Source organism: Variovorax jilinensis (assembly GCF_030316885.1).
GTDB classification, from domain to species: domain Bacteria; phylum Pseudomonadota; class Gammaproteobacteria; order Burkholderiales; family Burkholderiaceae_C; genus Variovorax; species Variovorax jilinensis.
The window spans coordinates 160,294-180,921 of sequence record NZ_JASZYQ010000005.1; the positions used below are offsets into that span (position 1 = coordinate 160,294).

A 20,628-nucleotide genomic window follows, 5' to 3' on the forward strand; every position below is an offset into this window, starting at 1 on the left:
GCGGATCGAACCGGGCGTCGGAGCTCAGCCGTCCACGGGCGCGGCTGGCGTCGCGAGGATGCGCTGGTAGAAGGCAACATCCAGCCAGCGTCCGAACTTGAAGCCCGCCTGCCGCACGGTGCCGCTGTGCGTGAAGCCCAGGCGCTCGTGCAGCGCGATGCTGCCGGCGTTGGCCGCATCGATGGCACCGACCATCACGTGCATGTCGCGCTCGATCGCGGCGTCGATGATCGCCTCCATGAGGGTGCGACCCAGGCCGGCGCCGCGGTGCGCGGCATCGACGTAGACCGAATGCTCGACCGTGTACTTGTAGGCCGGAAAGGCGCGAAAGCTGCCGTAGCTCGCGAAGCCCAGCAGCTTGCCCTCTGCATCGACCGCGCCGATCACCGGGAAGCCCCCGGCGCGCTTGGTCGAGAACCAGGCCGCCATCTGCTCGGCGGTGCGCGGCTTGTAGTCGTACAGCGCGGTGGAGTTGACGATGGCGTCGTTGAGGATCGCGAGGATCGCGTCCGAGTGGAGTTCTTCGGTGCAGTGGAGCAGGCGCATGGTTGAAGTCCCTTGTTCCGACGGGCTTGCGGAGGCTCGAATATAGGTCGCTCGCGGGGGCCCGACTTGTGCGTAGGCATTGACAACCCGGCGACCCCGTCGAACACTTCCCGCCGCCCGCGCGCCGTACCGGTGCGCCTTACCGGAACCTCCATGAAGCTCTCCAGATTCCAGGACCATCCGACGTGGGGGTTCATCGACTGGGCCCTGCGCGGCGTGGGGCAGGTGGTGTTCCAGAACAACCCGCTGTCCGGCCTCGTGATCGTGGGCGCCATCTTCTACAACTCGTGGGTCTACGGGACCATCCTGGTGATCGGCGTCATAGTCGGCACCGCGACGGCCTGCCTGCTGCAGGCCGACCGTTCACTGATCCGCAACGGCTTGTTCGGCTTCAACAGCGCGCTGGTGGGCGTCGCTCTGGTCGCGTTCACCAGCGAGGACTTCCGAAGCGGCAGCTTTCCCTCGGCGCACATGCTGGTCTACATCGCGTGCGCGGCGGCGCTGGCGGCGATCGCGTTCTCGAGCATCTCGGCGCTCATGGGTCCGCACAAGGTGGCGGCACTCACGATGCCGTTCAATCTGGTGGGCTGGCTGTTCCTGTTCGCGGTCCTCAAGTTCAGCAGCATCGACGCCGGGCCGCTGGCCAAGCCGGTATCGCCCGAGCAGTACGCGATGGTGACCGACTACGTGCTGCCGACCTGGTACATGGGCATCGGCAACTCGATCGGCCAGATCTTCTTCCAGGACAACTGGATCGCGGGCTACCTGATCCTCATCGGCATCGCGATCAACTCGCGCATCAGCGCCGGCATGGCGCTGATCGGGGCCATCGTTTCCGAGCTCGTGGCGGTTGCCTTCGGCGCCCCCGAGGGCGCGATCCGGGATGGCCTCTACGGCTACAACGCCGTGCTCACGGCCATGGCGCTCGGCGGCTTCTTCCTGGTGCTCACCGTGCGCAGCTTCTTCTATGCGGTCTTCGGCATCGTGGTGAGCACCTGGCTCTGGGCCTCGGTCGCCATCTTCCTGTCGCCCATCGGCATGCCGGTGTTCACCTCCACCTTCGTGATCGTCACCTGGGCGATGCTGATCGGCCAGCACGGCTTCAAGGCCCTGGTGCCGGTGCCGCCGGCCGAGGCGACCACCGCGGAGGACAACCGGCGCCGTATGTCGGGCGGCCATGACGGCGGCTGATCCGACCCGTGCCGTCGATGCGGCCGACCGGCGCGTGCTGCGCATCGTCGCGCTCTATGCGGCCTATTTCGTGGCGGCCGGCTTCCTGTTCGATTCGCCGGCCCGCATCCTCGACGGACTGGCCGATATCTTGCTCTCGCGCGACACGCTGATCACCGACTACATGGGGGTCGGCGGCATCGGCGCGGCGCTCGTGAACGCCGGCCTGCTGACGCTCATGAGCTGCGGGGTGTACTGGCGCGCGGGCGCCGCGATGAACGGTTCCGCCATGGCGGCGCTGTTCCTGGTGCTCGGCTTCGGCCTGTTCGGCAAGAACGTCGCCAACGTGTGGTTCATCGTCGCCGGCGTGTGGCTCTATGCACGGTTCAGGCGCGAGCGCTTCGCGACGCACATCAACACCGCCTTCTTCGGCACGGCGCTGGCGCCGATCTTTTCCGAGATCGCGTTCAGCACCTACCTGCCGCGCACGCTGAGCCTGCCGCTCGCGGCACTGACCTGCCTGGTCATGGGCTTCGTGCTGGCGCCGGTCGCGGCCCGCCTGTTCAGGGCCCACGAGGGCTACAGCCTCTACAACATGGGTTTCACGGCCGGCATCCTCGGCACGCTGGTGGTCGCGCTCTATCGCGCCTACGGCTTCGTGCCCGAGCCGGTCTTCATCTGGACCACCGGCCACAACCTGCCGTTGGCGATCTTCCTTTTCGCGGGTTTCGCCGGACTGGCCGGCTGGGCGTTCCGGCTGGACCGCCATGCGCTGGCCGGGGTGGGGCGCATCATGAAACAGGCCGGCCAGGCGCCCTCGGACTTCATCGGCACCGAGGGCCTGGGTCCGGCGCTGCTGAACATGGGCGTGGCGGGCGTGATCGCGACCGCCTACGTCCTGCTGGTCGGCGGCGACCTGAACGGTCCGACCCTCGGTGCGATCCTGTCGGTGGCCGGCTTCGCCGCGGCCGGCAAGCACGCGAGGAACATCCTGCCGGTCATGCTCGGCGTCTTCGCCGGCTCGCTGTTCAAGCCCTGGGCGGTGGATGCGCCTTCGATGGTGCTGGCCGCGCTGTTCGGCACGACGCTGGCGCCCATCGCCGGCCGCTTCGGCTGGCACTGGGGCATCGTCGCGGGATTCATCCATTCGTCGGCGGCGCACAGCGTGGGCGATCTGCACGGCGGCCTCGTGCTCTACAACAACGGCTTTGCGGCCGGCCTGGTGGCGGCGGTGCTGACCCCGGTGATCGTTGCGCTGCGTCGCGAGCCGCCGTCCGGCGACCCGAAGCGATGAGGCTTCGTACACTCCCAGTCGAATCGCTTGACGGACTGCAAGCACCTTCCTACATTCGATCGGGATTTTGCTGCGCTCGAGTTCGCCGCAAACCCTTCTTCCGAGACCCAATCCCATGGAACTGACACCGCGCGAAAAAGACAAGCTCCTGATCTTCACGGCGGCCCTGCTGGCCGAGCGCCGGCGCGGGCGCGGGCTGAAGCTGAACTATCCCGAGGCGGTGGCCCTCATCACGGCGGCCGTGATGGAGGGCGCGCGCGACGGCAAGAGCGTGGCCTCGCTCATGAGCGATGGCCGTGCGGTGCTCACGCGCGCCGATGTGATGGACGGCGTGGCCGAGATGATTGCCGACATCCAGGTCGAAGCCACTTTTCCCGACGGCACCAAGTTGGTGACCGTGCACCAGCCGATCGTCTGATTCGCCTTTCGGCCCCCGTCAAACCCTTCCTTTCCCGATCAACGACACCAGGACCCTTGCCATGCGCCTTATCCGCCGTGCCCCCTTGCTGCTGCTCGCCGTGCTTCTGCCGCTGGCCGCGAACGCCCACACCGGCGCCGATGCCGGCATGCACCACGGCTTCGTGGCCGGCTTCCTGCATCCGCTGACCGGCGTCGATCATCTGGCCGCGATGGTGGCCGTGGGCCTGTGGAGCGCGCTCACGGCGCGCCGTGCGTGGCCCGACCTTCTCTGGGCGCCGCTCGGCTTCGCCTCGATGCTGTGCGTGGGTGCCGTGCTGGGCCTGGGCGGCTTCGTGCTGCCGGGGGTCGAGCCGATGATCGCCGCCTCGCTGCTGGTGCTGGGCCTGCTGGTCGTCACGCAGCGCCGGCTGCCGCCGCTCGCAGCCGCGGCGCTGGTGGGCGTCTTTGCGGTGTTCCACGGCGCCGCGCACGGCATGGAACTGGCCGGCGAAGCGGGTGCTGCCGCCACCCTGGCCGGCATGCTGGCCGCCACCGTCCTGCTGCATGCAGCGGGCATCGCGCTGGGCTGGAGCCTGCGCCACGGCCACCGCTGGCTGCCGCGCATTGCAGGCGCCGGCGTCGCATTGCTCGGCCTTGCCCTGCTGGGCGGCGCAGCCTGAGCGCGAACGCGATGACCCCCGGAGAAATCCTCACCGACGAGGGTGATCACACCCTCAACCCGGGCCGCCGCACGCTGACGCTGGTGGTCCGGAACACCGCCGACCGGCCGATCCAGGTCGGCTCGCACTATCACTTCGCCGAGACCAACGGCGCGCTGGGTTTCGACCGCGAGGCCGCTCGAGGCATGCGTCTGAACATCGCCTCGGGCACCGCGGTGCGCTTCGAGCCGGGCCAGCAGCGGACGGTCGATCTGGTGGACTTCTCAGGCGAACGCGCGGTCTACGGCTTTCGCGGTCTCGTGCAAGGAAAGCTCTAAACGATGGCAACGATCAACCGCCGCGCCTACGCCGACATGTTCGGCCCCACCGTGGGCGACCGCATTCGCCTGGCTGACACCGATCTCGTGATCGAGGTCGAGGAGGACTACACGCTGCGCGCCGGCGGCTACGGCGAGGAAGTCAAGTTCGGCGGCGGCAAGACCATCCGCGACGGCATGGCGCAGGGCCAGCGCACGCGCGCCGAGGGCGTGGTCGACACCGTCATGACCAACGCGCTGATCCTCGACCACTGGGGCATCGTGAAGGCCGACATCGGCCTGAAGGGCGGTCGCATCGTGGCCATCGGCAAGGCCGGCAACCCCGACGTGCAACCCGGCGTGGACATCGTGATCGGCCCGGGAACCGAGGTCATCAGCTGCGAGGGCACCATCGTCACCGCGGGCGGCGTCGACACCCACATCCACTTCATCTGCCCGCAGCAGATCGAGGAGGCGCTGTCCTCCGGCGTCACCACCATGATTGGCGGCGGCACCGGCCCGGCCACCGGCACCTTCGCCACCACCTGCACGCCGGGACCCTGGCACATCGAGCGCATGCTGCAGGCCGGCGACGCCTTCCCGATGAACCTCGGTTTCCTCGGCAAGGGCAACGCCAGCCTGCCTGCGCCGCTGACCGAGCAGATCGAGGCCGGCGTGATCGGTCTCAAGCTGCACGAGGACTGGGGCACCACGCCGGCGGCCATCAGCAACTGCCTGGACGTGGCCGACGCCACCGACACCCAGGTGGCGATCCACAGCGACACGCTCAACGAGTCGGGCTTCGTGGAAGACACGATCGCGGCGGTGGGCGGGCGCTCGATCTGCGCCTTCCACACCGAGGGCGCCGGTGGCGGCCATGCGCCGGACATCCTGCGCGTGGTGGGCGAATCCAACTTCCTGCCGTCCTCGACCAACCCGACCATGCCCTACACGGTCAACACGCTGGACGAGCACGTGGACATGCTGATGGTGTGCCACCACCTGCACGCCAGCATTCCCGAGGACCTGGCCTTCGCCGAGAGCCGCATCCGCAAGGAGACCATCGCGGCCGAGGACATCCTGCACGACCTCGGCGCCATCAGCATGTTCAGCTCCGACAGCCAGGCCATGGGCCGTGTCGGCGAGGTGATCATCCGCACCTGGCAGACCGCGCACAAGATGAAGGCGCAGCGCGGCAAGCTGCCCGAGGACGTGGAGCGCAACGACAACTTCCGCGCCAGGAGATACGTCGCCAAGTACACGATCAACCCGGCGATCGCGCACGGCGTCGCGCACGAGGTGGGCAGCATCGAGGTCGGCAAGTGGGCCGACCTGGTGGTGTGGAAGCCGGCCTTCTTCGGCGTCAAGCCCTTCACGATCATCAAGGGCGGCACGATCGCGATGGCCGCGATGGGCGACCCGAGCGCGTCGATCCCGACGCCGCAGCCGGTGCACTACCGCGCGATGTTCGGCGCCTACGGCGGCGCGCTCGCAAAGAGCTCGCTCACCTTCGTCTCGCAGGCCGGGCTGGCCGCGGGCATCGGCGAGCGCTACGGCCTGACCAAGACGCTGAGCGCGGCCAAGAACATCCGCGGCGTCAAGAAGCAGCACATGATCCACAACGGCTACACGCCGAAGATGGAGATCGACCACCAGACCTACGCGGTACGTGCCGACGGGCAGCTGCTGGTGTGCGATCCGGCGGTGTCGCTGCCGATGGGGCAGCGCTACTTCCTGTTCTGAATCGCCGGCTTCGGCCGGCTCCGAACCGACAGATGGAAAGCCACGCAATGCGCAATTTCAAGAAAACCCTCACCCTCGCCCTTGCCGCCGGCGCCGCCGTGCTGCTCGGCGCCTGCACCACCACCGGCATGGGTGGCGGCGAGATCGTCCAGAAGGGCCAGCCCGACAAGCCCGTGCTGTTCTCGTGGAAGAGCACCGACGGCGGCATCACGGGCACCATGACCGCCACGCTGCCGACCGCAACCTTCACCGGCCCCTTCCTGCAGATCACGCAGCAGACCCAGAGCCAGGCGATGGCGCCGATGTGGGGCGGCTGGCCGGTGGGCTGGAACGACTGGTCCTACTGGGGCTATGGCGGCGTCGCGGGCATGGGCGGCATGGGCATGATGCCGGGCTTCGATGCGGTGCAGTTCGCCACGGTCTACAGCGGCAAGGTGATCGCCAACCTGCGCAGCCCGACCGGCGGCATCATGCGCTGCCGTTTGCACATGCTGCGGCCGCAGCAGGGCATGTCGGGCGGCGGCACCGGCGAATGCCAGATCCAGGGCGGCCCCACGATCCAGGCCAACTTCTGAGGCCGGGAGTGCGGCCATCCAGCTTCGGCACCTGCGCTACTTCGTCAAGATCGTCGAGGCCGGGAGCATCTCCCGCGCCGCCACCACGATCTTCGTGGCGCAGCCTGCGCTGAGCCAGCAGGTGGCCGAACTCGAGGAAGAACTCGGCGTCAGCCTGCTGCATCGCAGTGCCCGCGGCGTGCGGCCGACGCCGGCCGGCGAGGCGCTCTACCGCGAGGCGGTGCTGATCCTGCGCCAGATCGAGAAGCTGCCCGAGATCGTCCGCTACACCGGCGGCGAGGTGGCGGGCTCGGTGAGCCTGGGCATGTCCTCGACCCTGGCCTCCTTCCTCGCGGGCGATTTCATGAAGGCCTGCCGCGTGGCGCTGCCGATGGTCAACCTGAGCTTCGTCACCGAGGACAGCCTTTCGCTCAAGACACGCATCGCGGCCCGCTCGGTCGATCTCGCGATCCTGTTCGAGGAATCGCCGACGCCCGGGTTGCTGCGCGAGCCACTGTTCCGGCAGCGCCTCTACCTGATCCAGCGCAAGCCGCGAACGGGCCGGGCGGCGAAGTCGGTCACGCTGGCCCAGGTGGGCGCGCAGCCGCTGGTGCTGGCCAGCCATCCGAATGCGCTGCGCAGCCTGCTCGACGCCCGCCTGGCGGCCGAGGGCATCGCGCCGCAGGTGGCGGCCGAGGCCAACATGCTGCACGGCATGCTCTCGGCGGTGCAGGCGGGCGTCGGCGCGGCCGTGATCCCGATGGGCGACTTCACGGCCGCCACCGGCGGCAGCGGCCTGGTGGCGCTGCCGATCGAGCCGCCGATCCTGCAGACGGCGCACCTCGTGTCCAGCGCGGATGCAGCGCTCACGCCCGCGGGCGAGGCGGTTCGTGCGTTGCTCGGACCCTTCGTGCAGCGCGTCCTCGACGAGAAGGCGCCGCCGGGCATGCAGAAGATCGAGGGCTGAACTGGGCGCGCGGCCCTCAAGGCAGTGCCGGTGCACCACGCCTTCTGCCCGCATGGTGGGCACCGCTGCCGCGCGTGAGCACGCGGTCGCCCGGCAGCACCGCGCCCGGCGCGAAGTCGTCCATGGCAGCCACGCGTTCGTAGAGCGGCGAGAAATCGATGTGCGCGAGCTCGAGGATCTGCTCGAGGCTGTCGATCACGAAGTAGCTCTCCTGGAAGTCGTCGATGCGGTAGTCGGTGCGCATCACGCGTTCGAGTTCGAACCCGATGCGGTTCGGCGACGGATCGTCGAGCGCGAACACGGTCTCGGTGAAGCTCGACGCGATGCCGGCGCCGTAGATGCGCAGGCCGTCCTTCTGCTGCACCAGGCCGAATTCCACCGTGTACCAGTAGACCCGCGCGAGCTTGTCGAGCATGCCCAGGCGTCCGGCCTTGAGGCCGCCCAGGCCGTAGGCCTGGATGTAGTCCGCGATGGCGGGGTTCATGAGCATCGGCACATGGCCGAAGACATCGTGGAACACGTCGGGTTCCTCGAGGTAGTCGAGCTCGTGCGGCTTTCGGATGAACTGCCCGGCCGGAAAGCGACGGTTCGCGAGGTGCTCGAAGAAGACGTCGTCGGGCACCAGCCCGGGCACCGCCACGACCTGCCAGCCGGTATGCGCCATCAGCGCGTCCGAGAGCTGCAGGAAGTCGGGGATCTGCTCGGGGCCCATCGGCAGCTGCCGCATGCCTTCGACGAACTCGTTGCAGGCCCGCCCCGGCAGCAGCCGGCTCTGGCGTTCGAACAGGGTGCGCCACACGCCGTGGTCCTCGGCCGTGTAGCGCTCCCAGCCCTGGTCGATGGTCCAGTCGGCGCGCGCGGGCCGGCCCGATTCGCCCGCGGCCAGGCCGTGCTTGGCGGGCTCGCCCGCATGTTCGTTGAGTTGTCGCAGCACGCGGGCCTCCTGTTCGTGAAGAACCGACTCTAGGGGTTGCGCCGGGCGGGGTAAAGCGGCCGCGGCTCCGTCCAGCCATATCGGGCGGCTATGGCCGGATAGCGAGACAGTATTTTTCAAGCACGGGCGATGCGAGGACAGTCGCGCCATGCCTCTGAAGCGTGAGCATGTCGCTGACCCTGGGGCAACCTGAGGAGTCGGTCGTGTCCAAGCTTGTCTATCGTGTGGTTTCCGCGTGCGGGGCCCTGGGTTATGGTTTTCCGAGAGAGTCGCTGCAGGAGGCGATCAAGGGGCGGGTCGATGCGATCGTGTCCGATGCCGGCTCGATGGATGCCGGTCCCTACTTTCTCGGCACCGGCACCGAGTATTTCGAACGCGAGGCGGTCAAGGCCGACTTCCGCCACATGGTCGAGGCCGGCCTGCAGACCGGCGCGCCGGTGATCCTCGGCAGCTGCGGCATGGCCGGCGGCAACCGCAATCTCGACTGGATGCTCGACGTGGCCAAGGAGGTCTTCGCCGAGCTGAAGGTCGGCGATGCCAAGGTCGCGGTGATCCATTCCGAGCTCGCGCCGGAAGTCGTGATCGGGGAACTGCGCCGCGGCGCGCTGCGGCCCACCGGCCTCGGCCCCGAGCTCGACGAGGAGGCGCTGCGCCAGAGCACCATCGTAGGTCAGATGGGCATCCATCCGCTGATCACCGCACTCGAGAGCGGCGCCCGCTACATCTTCGCGGGCCGTGCCTGCGACATCGCGCTGTTCGCCTCCGACATGGTCCGCCGTGGCATCGATGCCGGCATCGCCTACCACGTGGGTCACGTGCTCGAATGCGGCGCGCTGGCCTGCGATCCGGGCTCGCCCTCGGACTGCCTGGTGGCCGAGGTCTACGACGACGGCAGCGCGGTCTTCGTCGCGCCCAATCCCGATCGCCGCTGCACGCCCTATTCGATCGCCGCGCATTCGCTCTACGAGGAGAGCCATCCGCAGCTGCAGTTCTATCCCGAAGGTGTGCTGGTGATGGACAAGACCGAGTTCTTTGCCCGCGATGCCCGCAGCGCCGGAATCCGCAACAGCCGCTTCGTGCATGCCGGCAAGCCCTGGCCCCTGAGCATCAAGCTCGAGGGCGCGCGCCGGCTCGGTGCCCGCAAGGTGTCGCTGATCCACATCGACGCCGCCGAGCTGCCCAAGGTGCCGGCCGAGGTGCTGGTCTACGGCCGCAACGGCGTGCAGGCCGCGCCGGTGCAGGAAGGCGAACGCGAGCTCGGCATCATCGTCGAGACGACTGCCGCCACGCTCGAGGCGGCCGAGACCCTCGCGAGCCTGCTGACCCACTACCTGATCCACTACGGCTACCCGGGGCGCAAGGCGACCGCGGGCAACATCGCCTATCCGCTGTCGCCCAACCTCGTGAGCTTCCAGCGCGAGGACGGACGCTTCGGCGCGATAGTGCCGAGCGGCACGCGCGACCCGGTGTTCTTCGCCAACTACGAGAAGGTCAAGGCCGCGGTGATCGGACTGATCGAGGCCGAGTTCCCCGAGGCACTCGCCAATGCGCAGTACCGGATCATCGATGCGGACGAACAGAGCCCCGCGATCCTGCTGCGCACCATCGACACCGATCCGGCGCGCCTGGCCGAACGCCATGCGGCCGAGGTCGAGGCGATCACGCGGCTCGTGACGCCCAAGCCGGGCTCGCACATCGGCCGCGATGCGGCGGACGCCTATGCGTGGTCGCTCTACCACCTGCTGCAGAACGAGGAGGTGATCACAAACACGATGTTCCCGATCACCTACTTCCGTGCCGAGGGCGCGCAGTGGGTGGAGGAAGGCAAGGACAGGCCGCGCTACTTCGACATCGGCATCCGCGACGAAACGGCGAACCTCGACGACCGTACGCTGTCGCTGATCGCCGATGCGCCCCCGCGCGGCGAGCCGCATTCGATGCAGCGGCTGCTCGACATGGCGGTCGTGATCCGGAGCAAGGATGCGGGCATCAACCGGCTGACCTTCGACATCGTCTTCAACTCCGCCGCCGACTACGAGGCCGCGCTGCGCTCGAACGTCTTCTACAAGGATCATGTCGCCGCCACGCTCGGCGTCGCGCCGGAGCGTGTGGTGGGCAGCTTCTTCGTCGACACCTGCAACGCGATCAAGATCTCGATCGACCGGCCCAACATCTCGGCCTCGCCGGACGAGCGCGATGTCTTCGGCGCCCAGCAGCAGTCCAGGATCGAGAGCCTCAGGGTGCCGGTCTTCATCCAGCCGCTGGCCAGTGCGTCGACGCTGTGAGGGTCGGCTTGCGCCATCATGTGCGGGCGACGAACGAAGACTTCACGCGTGATCGCGCCAAGAGGGGAATCATGTCCAAGCCATTGCTGTTGCGATGCGTCGGTGGCCTGGCCGGCCTGGTCTTTGCCGTGGGCGCAGGAATGCTGCCGGCCGCGCAGGCCCAGACGCAGTCCCAGCCCGGCGGCGAGGCGTTCCCCAACCGGCCGGTCAAGCTGATCGTCGCCTTCGCGCCGGGCACCGGCGGCGACGCGCTCGCCCGCATCGTCGCCAACGCGATGGGGCCGCTGCTGGGCCAGCCGGTGATCGTCGACAACCGCTCGGGCGCCGGCGGCGTGATGGGCACGGAGCAGGGCGCCCATGCGCCGGCCGATGGCTATACGCTCACGCTGGGCACCACGAGCACGCTGCTGACCAACCCGGCGCTGAATCCGAAGCTGCGCTACCGCGTCGACAAGGACTTCACGCCGGTCGCGGGCCTGGCGCGCACCGCGTTCGTGCTCGTGACCGCCAACACGCCCGAGGCGCCGCGCGCCCTTGCCGACCTGCGCCAGCGGCTGGCCGGGACGAAAGGCGGCTCCTTCGGCTCGGCCGGCGTCGGCACCGTCGGGCACCTGGCGACCGAGTACTTCCTCAGGCAGACCGGCTCGAGCGCGGTCCATGTGCCCTATCGCGGCAGCGGCGCCGCACTGACCGACGTGGCGGGCGGGCAGCTGCTGTTCAGCTGCGACACCATCGTCGCCGCCCTGCCGCTGGTTCGCGCCGGCCGGCTCCGGGTGCTGGCCGTGACCTCGGCCGAGCGCACCGACGCGCTGTCCGGCGCGCCGACCGCGGCCGAGGCCGGCATTCCGTTCATGAAGCTGTCGGCCTGGTGGGGGCTGGTGGCGCCGGCCGGCACGCCACCGGCGGTCGTCGCCAGGCTGTCGGATGCCGCGACGCGGGCGCTTGCCATGCCCGAAGTGCAGTCCCAGCTCGCCAGCCAGGTGATGGAACCGATGCCGCTCGATGCAGCCGCCTTCGGCCAGCTGATCCGCACCGAACTGCCGTTCTGGACCGACTTCGTGCGCCAGACCGGCATCCGGGTCGAATCCTGAAGAAAAAAAGAGAGAGCCCATTCATGAATGAAGAACTGCGCATCGTCGCGCTCAACGGCTGTCTGGGCTACGGCTTCGAAGTCGAAAGCCTGCAGCGCGGCGTCGACGCCCGGCCCCACATGTTCGGTGCCGACGCCGGCTCCACCGATGCCGGCCCCTACTACCTTGGCAGCGGAACCTCGATGGTGCGGCGCGAGCAGGTGCAGCGCGACCTCTCGTTCGCGCTTGCGGCGGCCCGCGGCGCGGGCGTGCCGCTGGTGATCGGCTCGGCTGGCATCGCGGGCGGCGAGCCCAACCTGCAGGCGGTGCGCGAGGTGCTGCTCGAGACCGCCCACGCGCAGGGGCTGCATTTCAAACTGGCCACCATCCATGCCGAGATCGACCGCTCGGCGGTGCTCGACGCGCTGCACGGCGGCGGCATTGAGCCCATGCCCGGCGTGGCCGCGCTCACCGAGGCCGACGTACACGACAGCGTTCGCATCGTCGGCCAGATGGGCTGCGAGCCCTTCGCCGAGGCGCTGGCCGCGGGTGCGGACGTGGTGCTCGCGGGCCGCGCCTGCGACACGGCGATCTATGCCGCATTGCCGATCTCGCGCGGCTTCGATCCGGGGCTGGCGCTGCATCTCGCGAAGATCATGGAATGTGGTGCCCAGTGTGCGGTGCCGCAGGGCACCAACGACTGCCTTCTGGGCACCCTGCGGCGCGACCATTTCCTGGTGCGGCCGCTGGCCGGGCGGCGCGTCTGCACGCCCGAATCGGTGGCTGCCCACACGATGTACGAGCAGGGCGATCCGCTGATGCTGCACGAGCCCGAGGGCCGGGTCGACCTGTGCGAGGCGGAGTTCGAGCAGGTCGACGCACAGACCGTGCGCGTCAGCGGCTCGCGCTTCCTGCCCACGCCGGGGCTGCAGATCAAGCTCGAGGGCGCGCGCAGCGCGGGCTTCCGCGCCTTTGCGCTGGCCGGCATCCGGGACGCGACGATCATCGGCCAGCTCGACACCATCGAGGCCACGGTGCGCGATGCGGTGCGGCGCAACCTCGGCGCTGGTGTGGCCGACGCCGACTGGCAGATCGACTTCAAGGTCTACGGCCGCGACGCCGTGCTGGGCGCGCGCGAACCGCTGCGCCACCGTCCGGCACACGAGGTCGGTGTGCTTCTCGAGGTGGTGGCGCGCACCCAGGCCCTCGCGAGCCACGCGCTGTCGCTGGCGCGCTCGTCGTTCCTGCACTGCCCGTTTCCGGGGCGCAAGACCACGGCAGGCAACCTGGCGTTCCCGTTCTCGCCCTCGGACACCGCGGCCGGCGAGGTGTTCGAGTTCAGCGTCTACCACCTGATGCGCGTCGCCGACCAGCGCGCGCTGTTCGCAATCGACATGGAGCGCGTGTGATGGCCACTCTGCAAGATCTGGCGAGCGTGCTGCGCAGCAAGAACGCGGGGCCGTTCCAGGTCACGCTCGACATCCTGTTCGCGGACCGCGAGACCTGCCGCCGCGTGCTGGCGGCCGGCGTGCTCGATGCCCGGGTCGTGGCCGCGCTGTACGAGGTCCCGCCCGAAGCGGTATCGATCATTCCTTTCGAGCGCGCGAACGCGATCAAGGTGACGATCCCGCGCACCTCGGGCCGGCGCGGCAGCGGCTCGGCCTTCGACCGCGACGTCTACGGCGCGCAGCAGCACGGGCTGCTGGCCGGACTCGAGTGCGGGTTCGGGCCCTGACCCATCGCAAGGAAACTTGATCTCCGACAAGGATCGGAGCGGCGGAAAAGGCCCTGCGGAGGAATGGATTTAGTATCCGCAGCATGCAGCAGAAGCGAAATGACAGCGGAGAACTGAATTTCTACCTGCTGAAATGTCTGGTTGCGCTGGTAGAGAAGTCGCATGTCTCGCGCGCCGCCGAAGCCCTCTCGATCAGCCAGCCGGCGATGAGCCGCGCCATCGGTCAGCTCCGTGCGGTGACGGCGGATCCGATCCTCGTGAAAGGCGGCAGCGGGCTGATTCCGACCGCCAAGGCGATCCAGTTGCGCGATTTTGCCGAGCGCATCCTTGGCGAGATGACCGAACTGCTCGGCAGCGCGGTCGCCTTCGACCCGCAGACCAGCCGCTACGTGTTCCGCATGGTGGCGACCGACTATCTCGAATGCCTGTTCATGGACCGGCTGGTGCAGCACCTGGGCTCGAACTACCCCGGCGTCGCGATGTCCGTCAGGCATCCGGTCCACCCTTCCGAATTCAACAAGGTGCTGGAGGCCGGGGAGGTCGATTTCTGCATCGGCATGCTGCCCGCGAGCCTGCGCGAGCTGCGCCATCGGCTGCTGTTCCGCGATCGGATCGTCTGCGTGGCGCGCGCGGGCCACCGCGCGGTCGGCCGCACGCTGTCGCCGGCCGAGTTCGCGGGCCTGGAGCACGTGGCGATCATGCCGAACACGATCAATTCCTTCGGCGAGTCGGTCGACGAGGCGCTCGGCGTGCAGGGCCTGCGCCGCAACCGCCGCTTCACGACCCCCAACTACCTCACGGCCCCTCACCTGCTCGAGCGCAGCGACATGGTGGCGCTGTTGCCGCATTCGCTCGCAGCCCGCTTTCGCAATCGCTTCGGCCTCGCCGAGGTGCCGCTTCCGGTGGTGGTGCCGGAGCTCGAGATCTACATCTCGTGGCACGACCGCACGCATCGACATGCCGCCCATATGTGGTTTCGCGACCAGGTCGTCCAGAGCCTCGATTTCAAGCAGGAGGGCGCGGATTGGGCTTACGCGTGAAAGCAAGCATTCACGAAGTGAATAGTATTCATCCGTGTGCGCCATGGACAGAAGGCGGGTGACCCCCAATACTCTGCGAGCCCGTTGATTCTGCAAGCGAGGCAAATCGATCCAAAAGATCAGAATCTCCATTCAACTCCCGAAGTTGCCGGAAATTAAGCCTATGTCATGCACGATCCGTACCGTTGACGACCTCGCGCAGCTGCCAGACGCCGAGTTGCTGGCCTGCTTTGGCGCCCTGCGCAGCGCGATCCATGAGGCCAGGCGGCGGCATGCCGCGGCCCTGAGGGAGAAGCGCATTGCTGCCGACGCGGCCTTCCGCTTCGCCTCCTTCGACTGGCGGCCGCGCGGCGCGCAGCGTTTCAGCATGCCCGCCAACCTGAGCCCCGACACGCCGATCGACGAGATCTCGATGCGCATCGGCGCCCGGGAAGCGCTCAAGAAGCTCAGCATCTTCTGCATCGACGACCTGTCTGCCATCAGCGAACAGGAACTGCTCCAGGAAGAGGCGATCGGCGCCAAGACGGTCGGCCGCCTGCGCGAGGCCCTGACCCGCGTCGGCCTCGACTTCATGGCCAACGTGGGCGAACCGGCCCAGGTCGGTGTGGATGTGCAGATCGACGCGGGCGCGCCCGCTTCGAGCGAAGGCGCCGGCAGCGCGCGCTACGCCGAGGTGCGCAAGCTGCTCAGCGCGCAGGCGCGCGACCTGAACGCCAATGAGAGCATGGACTGGATGGGCCTCTATGCCTATCCGTCGCAACTGCTGAGGCTCAAGCCTGGCGATACCGGCGTCTTCGTCTGTCCGCCGGCCTGGCGCGGCCGGCTCGGCACGGTCTGCGGGGTGTGGATCAAGGGCAACACCGACTGGGCCGATGGATTTGCGCCCGGCACGCCCTGGAAGGAAATCTTCTGGACCGAGTCGCATGTCGACGGCCTGAAGGTGGTGCGTGCATCGCCGCCCGGACGCGTCGGACCGGCGCCGGTGCAGTTCCTGTTCGCGCCGCGGATCGCGAGCGCGCTGACCGATCCGGGCCTGCCGCGGCTCGACCAGGTGGTGTCGCTGTGGCGCACGCCGCGCGCGGCGGACGCGGGCCGTCGAGCCGACCGGCGCCTCGACGTGGCGGTCTGAGGCCGACCGCGGGCGCGCTGCGCGCCGAGCGCTACTGACCGACCACCGACCAGCCGGCGCGCTGGTTCGTCCTGTCGTTCTCGTATTCCCAGCGCGTGCCGCAGGCGGCGCAACGGTAGCTCGTGACGTTGACCGTGTGGCCGCCGTGCTCGCCGTCGCTGCGCTCTTCCTTGCGGGTCGACGCCTGCACGAGTTCGGCATGGCCGGGTGCGCGGCGCCAGTTGCGCTGGATGCCCGTGCAGGAAGCGCAGAGCACCATCTTCTTCTGGTCGGCCTGTCGGCTGGATTCGTTGGCCATGCGGCTTGCTCTCTCGGGGGATGGTGGGCGGTCGTGCATGTTGGCGCGAGCCCGTCCGCATGAAGCCCGGAAGGAGTACAACAACGATCTGAACGCCACGCCATGGAGGTGCGCCATGCCCAGGTATCTCGCCATCGGGGATTCTTCGGGACCGCTGTCGGTCGCCAGTGCCAGCTACTACAACCCCACCGGCGTGCTGCTGGCGCCGGGCGAGACCTACGCGATCGCCGCGGACGACGGCCGCTGGGTCGACTGGCACCTGGCGTCGAGCGCGGACGGGCGCATGGAGCCGAGCTTCGCGCAGTCGCTGGCCCTGTGGGCGCTGCGCTGCAAGCAGGCGCGCTGGTTCCAGCTGGTGGGCGCGATCGGCCGCAACGACAACCACCTGTTCCCGATCGGCATGCATGCCGAATGGACCTACGAGGGCCAGAGCCACGACGTGGCGCCCGAGCTGTGCCTGTTTGCCAACGATGCCTGGTTCGCCTACCTCAACAACCACGGCGCCGTGGGTGTCACGGTGACGCGAATCCGCTAGCGGCGCGAGCTCAGCCCACCGCCTTGATCGACCCCTCGCGCGCCGCCTTCGCGAGCATCGAGGCCACCGCGCAGGAGGCCAGCCGCGCGGCTTCGGAGTCGGCGCGGCTGGTGAGGATCACGGGCACCCTGGCGCCCAGCACGATGCCTGCGGCATAGGCGCCCGCCAGGAAGCTCAGGCTCTTGGCCAGCATGTTGCCGGCATCGAGGTCGGGCACGATCAGCACGTTGGCCCGGCCCGCCACGGGCGACACGATGCCCTTGATGCGCGCGGCCTCGGGATCGATCGCGTTGTCCATGGCGAGCGGCCCGTCGAGCACCGCCCCGGTGATCTGGCCGCGGTCGGCCATCTTGCAGAGCGCCGCCGCGTCGAGGGTCGACGGCACCTTCGGATTGACGCTCTCGGTCGCCGACAGCAGCGCCACGCGCACCGCGGGCAGCTGCAGCGCATGCGCGAGGTCGATCGCGTTCTGCACGATGTCGACCTTCTCCTCGAGCGTGGGCGCGATGTTGATCGCAGCGTCCGAGATGATCAGCGGCTGCGCATGGTTCGGCACGTCCATCACGAAGCAGTGGCTGATGCGGCGCGAGGTGCGAAGGCCGCCCTCGCGGCGCACGACGGCAGCCATCAGCTCGTCGGTGTGCAGGCTGCCCTTCATGAGCGCATCGACTTCGCCGCGCAGCGCCATCGCGACCGCTGCCTCGGCGGCGGCATGGCTGTGTGGCGCGTCGACGATCCGGAGGGCCGAGAGATCGGCGCCGATCGACTTCGCGGCGGCCTCGATGCGGGCACGCGGGCCGATGAGCACCGCCGTGATGAGGCCGAGCCGAACCGATGCGAGCGCCGCGTCGAGCGACACCTCGTTGGCCGGGTGCACCACCGCCACGCGCAGCGGAGGCAGCTTGCGGGCGGCGACGATCAGGCGATCGTAGTGGGGATGGGCGGGAGCGGACGAGTGTTCCATGCAGGTTCCGGATGTGGACGGGAGGCGGTGAAGTCCGCATAGTGCATGCTCGGCGTTTCGTCTTCAAGACCCCTGGATCCGAGCCGCCAGTCATGCACAACGCCTCCACATCATCGCCGGGAACCGCCACCGCATCCGCTGCCGCCGGCGATATGGTCGCGGTCGCCAATGCCGGCTCCTCGAGCCTCAAGTTCTCGCTGTACGCGCTGCGCGGGCCCGAAGGCCTCGAGCTGGTGATGCGCGGGCTGGTCGAAGGCCTCGATACGGCGCCCGAATTCAGCGCCACCGATGCCGCCGGCCGGCGCATCGGCCATCGCGCGTGGGGCGGCGGCGCGTCGCTCGGCCACGACGCCGCGCTGCATCACGCGATCGGCTTCGTGCGCGAACTGGTGCCGGGCATGGTGTTGCGTGGCGTCGGCCATCGCGTGGTGCATGGCGGCCCGGCGTTCGCCCGTCCGGTGGTGGTCACGCCCGAGGTGCTGCAGCAGCTCGAGGCGCTGACGCCGCTGGCGCCGCTGCACCAGCCGAACAACCTGTCGCCGATCCGGCTGGCGTTCGAGGCCCTGCCCGGCGTGCCGCAGGTGGCCTGCTTCGACACCGCCTTCCACCGCGACAACCCGGAGCTGGCGCAGATGTTCGCGCTGCCCTTCGAGCTGTTCGAGAGCGGTGTGCGGCGCTACGGCTTCCACGGCCTGTCCTACGAGTACATCGCCTCGCGGCTACCTGCGCTGGCGCCGCAGCTGGCGGCCGGCCGCGTGGTCGTGCTGCACCTGGGCAACGGCGCCAGCGCCTGCGCGCTGAAGGCGGGTCGCAGCGTCGCGAGCAGCATGAGCTTCTCCGCGCTCGACGGCCTGCCGATGGGCACGCGCTGCGGCGCGATCGATGCCGGCGTGCTGCTCTACCTGATGCAGGAACGCGGCATGGACGCCAAGTCCATCGAGCGGCTGCTCTACAAGGAATCGGGCCTGCTCGGCGTATCGGGCGAGTCGAGCGACATGCGTGCGCTGCGAGCCAGCACGGCGCCGCGCGCGCGGCTCGCGATCGAACTCATGGCCTATCGCATCGTGCGCGAGATCGGCTCGCTCGCGGCCGCCATGGGTGGCCTCGACGGCGTGGTCTTCACGGCCGGCATCGGCGAGCACGATGCAGAGCTGCGGCGGCGCGTGATCGACGCCCTGGGATGGCTCGGCCTGACGATCGACGAGGCGGCCAACGCCGCGGGCGGCCCGCGCATCGACACCGGCGCCGATGGCCGCTGCTCGGCCTGGGTCGTTCCGACCGACGAGGAATCGATGATCGCGCGCCACACGCTCGCGCTGCTGCAGTCGTAGGCCAGTGCGGCCGGCCGGTTGCCCTACGCGCCGCCACTGCGCGCACCCACATCCGACCGGCGAGTGCTGCGCAGATACTTCGCTTTCGGCGGCGCGGTGCCGCCGTTCAGTTCGAGAGAAGGGACGACAGCCATGGAATCAGACAACGTGAAGACGCCAGCCCAACTGGCCGAAGAGGCTCGCCAGACCGGTCGCGACGCGGTCGAAGCCGCGCAGGGCTATGCAGCGGAAGCCAGGCGCGTCGGTGCCGAGGCGGTGCAGTCGATCCGCCCCAGCATCGAGGATGCCAAGGCCACCGGTCGCGAAGGGTTGGACACGGTCAAGGGCCTGGCCGGCGACGCCAGGGACATCGCGAGCGACGCTTCGGCCACGGGGCGCGCCTATGCCAAGGATGCGGTCAATGCGGCGGGCCGCAAGCTGCACGACGTGCGCGGCCAGTTCGAGCGCGCCCGCGCCTCCTGCGAGCAGTACATCGCCGATGAACCGGTCAAGGCTTCGCTGATCTCGGCGGCGGCCGGTGCACTGCTTGCCACGCTGGTGCTGTCGGCGCTGCGCGGCGGCGACCGCCGCTACTGATCCCCAATTGAGGGCGGCGCACTCGTTGCGCCGCGCCGCTGGCGCTCGCGACATCGGCCGCGAGCGCCATTTCGGTCGTCACTCGAGCGCGGACTTCGGGATTGTCCTAGTCCGCGGACGCTCGCACGACCGGTCGTGATGCGCCTATGATCCATCGCTCGGCGCGATACTTTCAGATACAACCTCTACGGTAAGTCTAAAGTTCGCACTGCACGGTGCTCTCACGAGTCTGCGGCCCAAAGTCGGCGGCAGCATATCCGATGGGGAGTTTTCATAGGTAGATATCGACCGATCCTATGGCTTGCCGAAAACAGACCTCAGCTCTGCTGCATATCGCGCTCGGCACATTCGCTGCCCTGACCCTATCGGGCTGTGCGCTGGCTCTGCGCGGCACGCAGCAGACCATCAAGGTGGATGCGGTCTCGGTGGACGGCAGCGCGGTCGGTCCGGTCGAATGCCGCCCGCTCGGCGCCGGTGAATCGACAGCCCCCGCAATCCCGAACAGGCTCCTGGTCCGGCGATCGGGCGACGATCTGTCGATCCAGTGCCTGGCGCAGGGCAGGCTGGTGGCCACGGCCAAGGTGATCTCGCGCTCGGACATGGGACTGGTCAGTCTCGTCGTGGGGGGCGTGCTCAGTGCCACGGTCGATCATGTCTCTGGCGCCGCCTATGCGTACCCCGAATGGATCACGCTGGTGGCCGGCGAGGATCGCGTTTACGACCGCCGGGAGAGCAGCGACGGTCCCTATGCCGGTGTGCCCGCGAGGCCGGTCGAGGTCGCGAGCGTGGTCCGCGTGGCCACCGCGCCCCAGGCGTCCGATGCGCTGAGCAACTACTACCGCGCCAGCTACAAGGTCACGCCCGAGCATCTGCTGCGGCCCGGCGCGCGGCCCACCGGGCGCGACACCTACGGCGTCGAGAAGCTGGCGGCCACGATGAACTGCAGCGCCACGCCGCGCGCGGTGCTGGTCGAACGCGGCGGCGGCTACGAGCTTCACCGGGTGCGCTGCACCGGCGGCGAAGAACTCGCGTTCCGCTGCGAATTCGGCAATTGCCGCGTGGAGCCGGGCGTGCGTTCGTAG

General features: G+C 68.9%; 22 protein-coding genes. 18 read left to right on the top strand and 4 right to left on the bottom strand.

Annotated elements, in window-relative coordinates; all coding sequences use genetic code 11:
- Nucleotides 1-24 precede the first annotated feature (24 nt).
- Nucleotides 25-546 carry a GNAT family N-acetyltransferase gene (locus QTH87_RS19075; RefSeq protein WP_286611518.1) on the bottom strand — a complete coding sequence of 174 codons (522 nt, stop codon included), beginning with the start codon at nucleotides 544-546 and terminating at the stop codon, nucleotides 25-27.
- 153 nt (nucleotides 547-699) lie between these two features.
- Between QTH87_RS19075 and QTH87_RS19080 the strand changes: the two genes are divergently transcribed.
- The 8 genes from QTH87_RS19080 (at nucleotide 700) to QTH87_RS19115 (ending at nucleotide 7,649) form a co-directional block, all read left to right on the top strand.
- Entirely contained in the window at nucleotides 700-1,737 is a 1,038-nt protein-coding gene (locus tag QTH87_RS19080; protein ID WP_286611520.1) for an urea transporter, read from the top strand.
- Complete coding sequence (locus QTH87_RS19085; protein WP_286611522.1) at nucleotides 1,724-3,010, top strand: DUF1576 domain-containing protein; 1,287 nt, start codon at nucleotides 1,724-1,726, stop codon at nucleotides 3,008-3,010. Before QTH87_RS19080 ends, QTH87_RS19085 begins: the two co-directional genes overlap by 14 nt.
- A 115-nt stretch (nucleotides 3,011-3,125) precedes the next feature.
- Nucleotides 3,126-3,428, top strand: a complete 303-nt coding sequence (locus tag QTH87_RS19090) for an urease subunit gamma (RefSeq protein WP_286611524.1) — start codon at nucleotides 3,126-3,128, stop codon at nucleotides 3,426-3,428.
- A gap of 61 nt (nucleotides 3,429-3,489) precedes the next feature.
- Nucleotides 3,490-4,089 (top strand): HupE/UreJ family protein, encoded by a 600-nt coding sequence (locus QTH87_RS19095; RefSeq protein ID WP_286611526.1) that lies wholly within the window; start codon nucleotides 3,490-3,492, stop codon nucleotides 4,087-4,089.
- A gap of 11 nt (nucleotides 4,090-4,100) precedes the next feature.
- Nucleotides 4,101-4,406, top strand: a complete 306-nt coding sequence (locus QTH87_RS19100) for an urease subunit beta (protein WP_286611528.1) — start codon at nucleotides 4,101-4,103, stop codon at nucleotides 4,404-4,406.
- Between the two features lie 3 nt (nucleotides 4,407-4,409).
- Complete coding sequence (gene ureC, locus QTH87_RS19105) at nucleotides 4,410-6,128, top strand: urease subunit alpha (RefSeq protein WP_286611530.1); 1,719 nt, start codon at nucleotides 4,410-4,412, stop codon at nucleotides 6,126-6,128.
- A gap of 32 nt (nucleotides 6,129-6,160) precedes the next feature.
- The gene (locus QTH87_RS19110; protein ID WP_286611532.1) at nucleotides 6,161-6,703 is read left to right on the top strand and encodes a hypothetical protein; all 543 of its coding nucleotides are present in this window, start codon (nucleotides 6,161-6,163) and stop codon (nucleotides 6,701-6,703) included.
- A 31-nt stretch (nucleotides 6,704-6,734) separates the two neighbouring features.
- A complete protein-coding gene (locus QTH87_RS19115) occupies nucleotides 6,735-7,649 on the top strand; it encodes a LysR substrate-binding domain-containing protein (protein ID WP_286611837.1) in 915 nt (304 codons plus the stop codon).
- Between the two features lie 16 nt (nucleotides 7,650-7,665).
- Here the strand turns inward: QTH87_RS19115 and phhA are convergent, their stop codons facing one another.
- On the bottom strand, nucleotides 7,666-8,583 hold the full coding sequence (gene phhA / locus QTH87_RS19120) for a phenylalanine 4-monooxygenase (RefSeq protein ID WP_444812813.1): 918 nt from the start codon (nucleotides 8,581-8,583) through the stop codon (nucleotides 7,666-7,668).
- Between the two features lie 203 nt (nucleotides 8,584-8,786).
- On the opposite strand from phhA, the gene QTH87_RS19125 reads away from it, so the two are divergent.
- From QTH87_RS19125 to QTH87_RS19150, 6 genes are all read left to right on the top strand, one after another.
- Entirely contained in the window at nucleotides 8,787-10,868 is a 2,082-nt protein-coding gene (locus QTH87_RS19125) for a DUF4387 family protein (protein ID WP_286611534.1), read from the top strand.
- A gap of 71 nt (nucleotides 10,869-10,939) precedes the next feature.
- A complete protein-coding gene (locus tag QTH87_RS19130; protein ID WP_286611536.1) occupies nucleotides 10,940-11,959 on the top strand; it encodes a tripartite tricarboxylate transporter substrate-binding protein in 1,020 nt (339 codons plus the stop codon).
- A 23-nt stretch (nucleotides 11,960-11,982) separates the two neighbouring features.
- Nucleotides 11,983-13,347 carry an acyclic terpene utilization AtuA family protein gene (locus QTH87_RS19135; protein ID WP_286611538.1) on the top strand — a complete coding sequence of 455 codons (1,365 nt, stop codon included), beginning with the start codon at nucleotides 11,983-11,985 and terminating at the stop codon, nucleotides 13,345-13,347.
- Nucleotides 13,347-13,673 carry a DUF4387 domain-containing protein gene (locus QTH87_RS19140; RefSeq protein WP_286611540.1) on the top strand — a complete coding sequence of 109 codons (327 nt, stop codon included), beginning with the start codon at nucleotides 13,347-13,349 and terminating at the stop codon, nucleotides 13,671-13,673. Before QTH87_RS19135 ends, QTH87_RS19140 begins: the two co-directional genes overlap by 1 nt.
- A gap of 83 nt (nucleotides 13,674-13,756) precedes the next feature.
- Nucleotides 13,757-14,713 carry a LysR family transcriptional regulator gene (locus tag QTH87_RS19145; RefSeq protein WP_286611543.1) on the top strand — a complete coding sequence of 319 codons (957 nt, stop codon included), beginning with the start codon at nucleotides 13,757-13,759 and terminating at the stop codon, nucleotides 14,711-14,713.
- Between the two features lie 163 nt (nucleotides 14,714-14,876).
- Nucleotides 14,877-15,842 carry a helix-hairpin-helix domain-containing protein gene (locus QTH87_RS19150; RefSeq protein ID WP_286611545.1) on the top strand — a complete coding sequence of 322 codons (966 nt, stop codon included), beginning with the start codon at nucleotides 14,877-14,879 and terminating at the stop codon, nucleotides 15,840-15,842.
- 31 nt (nucleotides 15,843-15,873) lie between these two features.
- Here QTH87_RS19150 and QTH87_RS19155 read toward each other — a convergent pair whose 3' ends face one another.
- The gene (locus tag QTH87_RS19155) at nucleotides 15,874-16,140 is read right to left on the bottom strand and encodes a hypothetical protein (protein ID WP_286611547.1); all 267 of its coding nucleotides are present in this window, start codon (nucleotides 16,138-16,140) and stop codon (nucleotides 15,874-15,876) included.
- Nucleotides 16,141-16,255: 115 nt separating this feature from the next.
- Here QTH87_RS19155 and QTH87_RS19160 point away from each other — a divergent pair, with 115 nt between their 5' ends.
- The gene (locus QTH87_RS19160) at nucleotides 16,256-16,675 is read left to right on the top strand and encodes a hypothetical protein (protein ID WP_286611549.1); all 420 of its coding nucleotides are present in this window, start codon (nucleotides 16,256-16,258) and stop codon (nucleotides 16,673-16,675) included.
- A gap of 10 nt (nucleotides 16,676-16,685) precedes the next feature.
- Here the strand turns inward: QTH87_RS19160 and QTH87_RS19165 are convergent, their stop codons facing one another.
- Nucleotides 16,686-17,639, bottom strand: coding sequence for a phosphate acetyltransferase (locus tag QTH87_RS19165; protein WP_286611550.1), 954 nt, complete (start codon nucleotides 17,637-17,639; stop codon nucleotides 16,686-16,688).
- Nucleotides 17,640-17,731: 92 nt separating this feature from the next.
- On the opposite strand from QTH87_RS19165, the gene QTH87_RS19170 reads away from it, so the two are divergent.
- The 3 genes from QTH87_RS19170 to QTH87_RS19180 all read left to right on the top strand — a co-directional run bounded on the left by QTH87_RS19170 (nucleotide 17,732) and on the right by QTH87_RS19180 (nucleotide 20,628).
- Complete coding sequence (locus QTH87_RS19170; RefSeq protein WP_286611552.1) at nucleotides 17,732-18,970, top strand: acetate/propionate family kinase; 1,239 nt, start codon at nucleotides 17,732-17,734, stop codon at nucleotides 18,968-18,970.
- A 132-nt stretch (nucleotides 18,971-19,102) separates the two neighbouring features.
- Nucleotides 19,103-19,546, top strand: a complete 444-nt coding sequence (locus QTH87_RS19175; protein WP_286611553.1) for a hypothetical protein — start codon at nucleotides 19,103-19,105, stop codon at nucleotides 19,544-19,546.
- 296 nt (nucleotides 19,547-19,842) lie between these two features.
- Nucleotides 19,843-20,628, top strand: coding sequence for a hypothetical protein (locus QTH87_RS19180; RefSeq protein WP_286611555.1), 786 nt, complete (start codon nucleotides 19,843-19,845; stop codon nucleotides 20,626-20,628).